6 protein-coding genes are annotated in these 5,484 nt (G+C 67.6%); 1 reads left to right on the forward strand and 5 read right to left on the reverse strand.

All coding sequences use genetic code 11. The features are described from left to right. Positions 1 to 786: 786 nt before the first annotated feature. Positions 787 to 1,194, forward strand: coding sequence for an MAPEG family protein (locus tag N878_RS11600; protein ID WP_021443821.1), 408 nt, complete (start codon positions 787 to 789; stop codon positions 1,192 to 1,194). Positions 1,195 to 1,203: 9 nt separating this feature from the next. Here N878_RS11600 and fahA read toward each other — a convergent pair whose 3' ends face one another. The 5 genes from fahA to N878_RS11625 form a co-directional block, all read right to left on the reverse strand. Continuing rightward, a complete protein-coding gene (fahA, locus tag N878_RS11605; RefSeq protein WP_021443822.1) occupies positions 1,204 to 2,535 on the reverse strand; it encodes a fumarylacetoacetase in 1,332 nt (443 codons plus the stop codon). Next, a complete protein-coding gene (locus N878_RS11610; RefSeq protein WP_021443823.1) occupies positions 2,532 to 3,341 on the reverse strand; it encodes a cyclase family protein in 810 nt (269 codons plus the stop codon). Before N878_RS11610 ends, fahA begins: the two co-directional genes overlap by 4 nt. 25 nt (positions 3,342 to 3,366) lie before the next feature. Beyond that, entirely contained in the window at positions 3,367 to 4,152 is a 786-nt protein-coding gene (locus N878_RS11615) for an ABC transporter permease (protein WP_021443824.1), read from the reverse strand. After that, entirely contained in the window at positions 4,149 to 4,892 is a 744-nt protein-coding gene (locus tag N878_RS11620; RefSeq protein WP_218186842.1) for an ABC transporter permease, read from the reverse strand. The genes N878_RS11615 and N878_RS11620 overlap by 4 nt, the downstream gene beginning before the upstream one ends. Positions 4,893 to 4,909: 17 nt before the next feature. Then, a partial coding sequence (locus N878_RS11625; protein ID WP_021443826.1) for an ABC transporter ATP-binding protein occupies positions 4,910 to 5,484 on the reverse strand: 575 nt, incomplete at its 5' end.

The raw sequence follows: 5,484 nt of genomic DNA on the forward strand, positions 1-5,484 counted from the left end.
GTTGTTGAGGGGGGCGGGCGCGCCTCTTCGCGCCGCTGGCATTGTGCCCGGCAAAGGCGTTGTGCGCATGCCGGGCGCTACCGCCATTGCTTTCTGGGGACGCTGTGTGTCTTTGTTTAACGACTGAGATTGTGGGTATCCTGCGTTTCGTCGTTTAAATCAAAGTTAGGCCCATGACAACACCGTCCTCGCCCACCAATGCGCCCTCCGACGCGGACCGTGAGTCGCTCGGCGCCCTGTATCAAGTCACCGCCGCCGACATTGCATTCTTCAAGCAGCAGCAGTGGACAGTCATGAACTACACCGTTGGCCTAGACGCTGCGCTAATAACGATCTCACAGCATTCGGCAACGAAGCCCCTGACTGTTGCTATAGCCTGGGCATTGGTGTTTCTTGCTTGCGCAATACCAGTTGTCGCGGCTATGGCCTTGGCTCGCCTACGAAAGTCACTTGATGCCCGCCGCACGCGACTTGCTCAGACCCGCACCCTCTTGGGCCCTGTCTTCATCTCGGCCTGGGAAGTCCCAAAGGAGCCGGATGACTTCTACTTCTTGTTTGTTGGCGTACTCCTGTGCACCTGGGTGGTCACACTCTTTCTCGCCTGGCCGCGCGCATAAGGCCTAACCCCTCGGTCGAGGCGAGGCCCAACGGCGGGCCACCAGGCCCGGACTGGCGGTACGCGGTACATTCTCGCCAGTCCGGGCCTGGCGTCCCACCATTGGTCCCGCCTCACCTCAAACGTCAAGCCTCACGAGGGAGCCCTCGCTACGTGAGAAGAACATGCCCATGACATCCAGTCTCCTCCTCTATCCGATGGCGGCCCACATCGGCCTCACGGCCATCCTCTATGCGCTTCTGACCATGGCTCGTGCCCCGTCAGTCTGGGGGGTCGGCCGCGCGCCAGACGGCAGCAATCCCTGGGCTGGTACAGAGCGCCGAATCAGCGCCAACCTGTCGAATCAGTTTGAGTGGCCTCTGTTCTTCTACGTCGCGTGCTTGTTGCTGCTTCAGCGGCCACTGGCCGGGCAGTTGGAGCTTTCTCTGGCGTGGCTCTTCGTCGCAGGGCGGGTCGCACACAGTTGCATCCAGGTCTTCACAACGAATGTGCGTCTGCGCGGCATTGTCTTCACCGTCAACTTTTTGGCCGTCCTGGCCATGTGGGTCGCGCTGCTTGCGCAGTCGGGCGCACCGTAGCCTGCGGCCTCACCCGATTGCCGGCAGCACCTCGCCCCGGCTCTCACCAAACCCGATCCTCGCCGCCCCAGGCTTCTCGCACCAGCCGCGCAGGATCACGGTGTCGCCGTCTTCCAGGAAGCGGCGCTGCGCGCCGATGCCGGGCAACGGCACGTCCTTCGTGCCGCCCACGCTGAGTTCGACGATGGCGCCGGCCTCTGCCGCCGTGGGGCCCGAGATCGTGCCCGTGCCCAGCAGGTCGCCGGGTTGCAGGTTGCAGCCGCCCACGGTGTGCTGCGCCAGCATCTGCGCGATGGTCCAGTACTGATGGCGGAAGCTGGTGGCCGAGAGGCGGTCGGGGGCGATGCCGCGTTCGCGGTGCTCGCGCGCTTCCAGCCGCACCTCGAGCTGCACGTCCACCGCGCCGCTGGCGGTGTTGGCGGCGCTGTCCAGGTAGGCCAGCGGCTGCGGTTCGTCGGCCGGGTGCGCGAAGGGCGCGCGGTAGGGCGCGAGCGCTTCCATCGTCACGATCCAGGGTGAGACGGTGGTGCAGAAGTTCTTGCCCAGGAAGGGGCCGAGTGGCGCCATTTCCCAGAACTGGTGATCGCGCGCCGACCAGTCGTTGAGCAGGCACATGCCGAAGATGTGGTCTTCGGCTTCGGCCAGCGGAATGGGCGAGCCCAGAGCGTTGCCCGGGCCGACGTAGAAGCCCATCTCCAGTTCGTAGTCGAGCCGCTTGCAGGCGCCGTACACCGGCGCGCTGGCGCCCGGCGGCATGGCCTGGCCCATGGGCCGCTTGAATGCCGTGCCGCTGATGACCACGCTGGACGCGCGGCCGTGGTACGCGATGGGGATCCACTGGAAGTTGGGCGTGAGCGGGTCGTCCGGTCGCATCACGCGGCCCACGTTGCGCGCGTGGTGGATCGAGGTGTAGAAGTCGGTGTAGTCGCCGATGCGCGTGGGCACGCGGTGCTCCACCTCGGCCTGCGGCACCAGGCTGGCGCGCAGCGCGTTCATGCCGGGGCCGCTGGCACCCGTCTTGAGCAGGTCGAACAGCGCGTGGCGCAGCGCGCGCCAGGCCGATGGCCCCATGGCCAGGAAGTCGTTGAGCGCGTCGCCGGTGCAGGCATTCACCGCCTGCGCCGCCGGGCCCGACACCGCGTTGTCGCGCGCTATTGCCGCGAGGTCGATCACTTGGTCGCCGATCGCGACACCACCGCGAAAGGCCTCGCTGGAGCCCTTGCGGCGGAAGACGCCGAAGGGCAGGTTCTGGATCGGAAAGTCGGTGCCCGGTGCGTTGGCCGATTCGAGCCAGCTGCGCGCTTCGGGGTCGTGTGTGTGGTTCAGTTCCATGGTGTTCATGCCGCGGTGGCTTGCAGGGCGTCGTCGAATATGGCGACCGCACGGGTCCAGCCGGCCGAGGCGCCGCGGATCTTGTGCGGGAAGCAGGAGATGAAGAAACCGTCGGCCGGCAGGACCTCGAGGTTGTGCATCTTTTCGATGTGGCAGTAGCCGATGTCGCGCCCGGCCTTGTGGCCTTCCCAGATCAGCGAAGCGTCTTTCGTCTCGCCGTATTTCTGCGCGGTGTGCACGAAGGGCGCGTCCCAGCTCCAGGCGTCGGTGCCGGTCAGGCGCACGCCGCGCTCCAGCAGGTACATGGTGGCCTCGTAGCCCATGCCGCAGCCGGCCGAGACAAAGTCGTTGTGACCGTAGCGCGAGCCGGCGCGCGTGTTCACCACCACGATCTCCAGCGGCTTGATGGTGTGGCCGATGCGCTTCAGCTCCGCTTCCACGTCGTCGGCCGTCACCACGTAGCCGTCGGCGAAGTGGCGAAAGTCCAGCTTCACGCCGGGCTGGAAGCACCACTCCAGCGGCACGTCGTGGATCGCGATCGCGGGCTTCTTCTCACCCAGCGCCTTGTCCATGGTGGAGTGGAAGTGGTAGGGCGCATCGAGGTGCGTGCCGTTGTGCGTGGAGAGCTGCACCAGCTCCACCGCCCAGCCTTCGCCGTCGGGCAGGTCTTCCTTCTTCAGGCCGGGAAAGAACGGCTCGATCTGCTCGAAGGTGTTGTCGTGCGTGAAGTACTGGATCTTGGGCGCGAACGCGGGCGGGTCGCTCAGCACGTCGTTTTCCAGGTAGATGGACAGGTCGATGAATTTGCGGGGCATGGTGTTCTCCAGAGGGGCGGTGATGTCAGGGGTGTTGCCAGCGCAACAGGGATTTTTCGGCCACGGCGAGCAGCACGTTGCTCAGGAAGCCCATGGCCCCGAGCAGCACGATGCCGGCGAACAGGTCGCTGGCCTGGAACGAGCGCGCGGCCAGCAGGATGGCCTGGCCCAGGCCGGGTTGCGAGGCGATCATCTCGCCCACCACCGAGACGATGAGCGAGACCGTCATCGACAGCCGCATGCCGGCGAGGATGTCGGGCATGGCGTTGGGCAGGCCGATCTTGAGCACGAAGGCGAGGTGGCTCAATTCCAGCGAACGCGATACCTCGCGCAGCTGCTTGTGCACGTTCGCCAGGCCGTGCAGCGTGGCCAGCAGCACCGGCCACATGGCACCGAAGGCCACCACCGCCAGCACCATGCCACCCGAGAGGCCGAACAGCGCGATGGCCAGCGGCATCACCGCCGAAGCCGGTAAGGGGCGGATGAACTCCAGCGTGGGCGCGATCCACTCGCTGGCGCGCCGGGAGCTGCCGATCAGCGCGCCCAGCGCGATGCCCAGTGCGCTCGCCAGCACCCAGCCGCTGAACATGCGGCTGAGCGTGGCCCATGTGTAGGCCGCAAGGTCACCGCCGGCCAGGCCCTGCACCAGGCTGACCAGCGTGGCCTGCGGCGTGGGCAGGAAGGCGCGATTGACCCAGCCGCTGGTGCTGGCCGCCCACCACAGGGCGATGAAACCGCCGAGCACCAGGAGGGAACCGGAGGCGCTGCTCAGTGCGCCGAGGGCTCGATGTGTTTTGTGTGCTGCGCTCATGCCGCTTGCTCCCCCATGGCGCGCGCCACGCGGCGCTGCAGCGCCAGCGCGCCGACGTTGATGGCGTAGCCGACCACGCCGATCCAGGCCAGCCAGGCCAGCATGAGCGCCGGGTCCAGGCTTTGCTGCGCGATCATCATGGCGTAGCCCATGCCGTGCGGGTTGGCCGCGATCTCCACCGTGACGGCCACCACCAGCGCGATCGCCACACCGAGGCGCAGCGCGACGAACAGGCGCGGCACGATGGCCGGCCCGACGATCCAGGCGAAGCGCTGGCGGGGCGTGAGTTCCAGCGCGCGAGCCACCTCCAGCAGCCGCGGCTCGACCTGCTGCACCGCCGCCTGCGTGAGCACCAGCATGGGCCACAGGCAGGCGAAGGCGACCACGCTGAGTTCCATGCGCAGGCCGAAGCCGAACACCAGCATGGCCAGCGGGATCAGCGCCACCGAGGGAATCGGGCGCGCCACTTCTACGCTGAGAAAGCCCAGCTGCGCGGCGCGGCGCGACAGGCCGAGCAGGGTGCCCAGCAGCAGACCACCGAGCGCGCCGATCAGCAGGCCGAGCGCGGCGGTGCCCAGCGTGAAGGCGGTGGCTTCGAACAGCGATCCATCGGTGATGGCGCCGCCGAAGGCGCGCAGCGCGGCGCTGGGCGGTGCGATGGCATCGCTGCCCTGACCGGTGGTGCGGGCCCAGATTTCCAGCGCGCCGATCAGCAGCGCGGGAAACGCGAGCGACTTCATGCGAATGACCATGGCGCTCAATGCCCCAGGTAGTGGTACAGCTCGCGGCGCAGGCGCAGGAACTCGGGGTGTTCCTTGGTGCTCAGCTGGTCGCGCGGTTGCGGCAGCGGCACCTCGATCAGCGCGGCCAGGCTGGGCAGCGCGGGCGTGGGGTTGCTGCGCAGCGCGATCACGCGGTCGCCCAGGTACAGCGCTTCTTCCAGGTCGTGTGTCACGAACATCACCGTCAGGCCCTCTTCGCGCACCAGGCGCGCGAGCTCGTCCTGCAGGGTCTCGCGCGTCATCGCGTCCAACGCACCGAAGGGCTCGTCCATCAGCATCACGTCGGGCTGCTGCGCGAGGCAGCGCGCGATCTGCACGCGCTGCTGCATGCCGCCCGAGAGCTGCGCCGGAAACTTGTCGGCGTGCGCGCTCAGGCCGACGGTTTTCAGCACGCGTGCGATGCGCCCCGGCCGGTCGGCGACGGGCACCTGCGCCGCTTCCAGCGCCAGGCTCACGTTGGCCTGCACGGTGCGCCAGGGCAGCAGGGCGCGCCCGTAGTCCTGGAACACGAAGGCCACTTCGCGGCTCGGACCGGTGATGGCCGCGCCCT

This window comes from Pseudomonas sp. EGD-AK9 (assembly GCF_000465935.2).
Lineage (GTDB): Bacteria > Pseudomonadota > Gammaproteobacteria > Pseudomonadales > Pseudomonadaceae > Aquipseudomonas.